The organism is Nonomuraea sp. NPDC050643 (genome assembly GCF_040654715.1).
Lineage (GTDB): Bacteria > Actinomycetota > Actinomycetes > Streptosporangiales > Streptosporangiaceae > Nonomuraea.
On the sequence record NZ_JBFAIM010000169.1, the window covers coordinates 1 to 1,960 of the forward strand.

Here is a 1,960-nt window from a genome sequence, read left to right on the forward strand (position 1 = left end):
CGGTAGGTCAGCCGGTCGCCCTCGAAGACCAGGGCCGTCGCCTCCGGTGTCCGCTCGGCCTGCTCGAAGACCAGCTCGTGCAGGGTCCCGCCCGGGTGGTCGCGTGTGGTGGAGTTCCAGAGCGCGAGCAGAGCCGTGTCCTGCGGCGAGATGCCAGTATTTCCTGACAACGCCCGGAGGTAGTGGTCCCGGATCGCCGCGATCTGGTCGGCGGGGAACTGCGTGGTGTCGTAGGAGATGGTCAGCGTCAGTCCCTGCCCAGGTGTCCGGACGAAGGCCGCGCTGAAGGCGAAGTCGGTCTGCTCGAAGAAGTCCTGGCCCTCGATGGGCGTGGCGGCCCCGGCGGACACCTGGAAGTCGCGGAAGTCCACGTGCGTGTCCAGCAGGCGCGCGCGACCGCTGGCCCGCTGGATCTCGAAGAGCGGGAAGTGCCGGTACGGCAGCGCCGCCACCTCCGCCTGGAAGACCCGCCGCACCAGTTCGGGAGCGTCGGCGCGCACACGCAGCGGAACGGTGTTGAGGAACAGGCCGAGCACCTCGTCGCCCGCCTCGCTCTCCGGGCGGCTGTGCGTGAGCATCCCCGTGAGGACGTCCGGGTCGCCGGTCAGCAGCGCCATGACGCGCACGTGCGCCGCGAGCAGCACCGAGCGCAGGGGCACCCGGGCGACGGCCGCCTCCTCGGCCAGCTCTTTCGCCAGGTCACCAGGGAGCGGCGCGGCGAGGACCTCGACCTTACGCGGTCCGCCGGTGGGGTAGCCGGGCATCCGGGGCAGCCGGCCCTCCGGTGCCCCGGCGATCGCCTCCCGCCAGAACTCCGCCGCCTCCGGCCGGGCGAGCATGGCCTTCTCGGCCGCCACCAGGTCGCGGAAGCGCGCCCCCGGCGGTCCCACCGGCAGCCCCGGTGTCGCATAGCGCGCCAGCAGCTCGCTGACCAGCGTCGCGACGCTCCACCCGTCGAGGATCGCGTGGTGGAAGTAGACGGTCAGCGCGAACCTGCCGGCATCGGGCCGCACATGGACGCGAAGCAGGGGAGCCTGCGTCCAGTCGAACGGCCCGTACTCCGGCTCGCCGTCGGAGACGGTCAGCGGGATCTCCGCGCGGTCGTGCACGAGCTGGACGGGCTCGCTGAACCCGGTCAGGTCGAAGGAGGTCCGCAGGACCTCGTGCCGTGTCGACAGCTCGTCCAGCGCCCTGACCAGCGCCGCCTCGTCGAACGTGCCGCGCAGCGTGAGCGTGGTGTGGTCATGGAAGGTCACGCCGTCCAGCTCGCTGTGGTACAGCATCCCGGCCTGAAGCGCGCTGAGCGGGTAGGCGTCGATGATCATCGCGTGAGCCTCTCTCTGTCCGCCGGGCTGAGCAGGTCGAAAGCTCCCGCCGTGGGTTCCGGTACGGCCTGCCGCGGCCGCAGGACGGCGGCCAGTTCGGCGACCGCCTGGTGGGTGAACAGGTGCTGCAGCTCCACGCCGTAGCCCATGGCGCGCAGCCGGGCCACGACCTTGAGACTGCTGATCGAGTCGCCGCCCACGGCGAAGAAGGTGTCGTTCCTGCCGGCCCGGTCGAGGCCGAGCACCTCCTGCCAGACCTGCGCGACGGCGCGTTCCGCTTCGCCGCGTGGCGGCTCCCACGGCAGGTCGGCCGGGCGGCCGGGAGCGGGGAGGGCGGCGCGGTCGAGCTTGCCGTTGGGGGTGACGGGCAGGCGGTCCAGCCGCACCCACGCCGTAGGGATCATGAAATCCGGCAGCAGGTCGGATAGGTCGGGGGTGTCACCGACGACGTATCCGACCAGACGGCCGTCCACGAGCTTGACCGCCGCCCCCGTGACGCCGGGCCGCTCACGCAGGACGGCTTCGACCTCGCCCAGCTCCACGCGCATGCCGCGGATTTTGACTTGGTGGTCGGTGCGGCCGAGGTATTCGAGTTCGCCTGTGGGTAGCCAGCGGGCGAGGTCGCCGGTTTTGTA

At 71.6% G+C, this 1,960-nt stretch carries 2 protein-coding genes; both read right to left on the reverse strand.

Annotated elements, in window-relative coordinates; all coding sequences use genetic code 11:
- On the reverse strand, positions 1 to 1,325 hold a 1,325-nt coding region (locus AB0I15_RS66730), incomplete at its 3' end, for a condensation domain-containing protein (RefSeq protein ID WP_358121149.1).
- The coding region (locus AB0I15_RS66735) for a phosphopantetheine-binding protein (RefSeq protein ID WP_358121152.1) at positions 1,322 to 1,960 on the reverse strand (639 nt) is incomplete at its 5' end. The genes AB0I15_RS66730 and AB0I15_RS66735, both read right to left, overlap by 4 nt.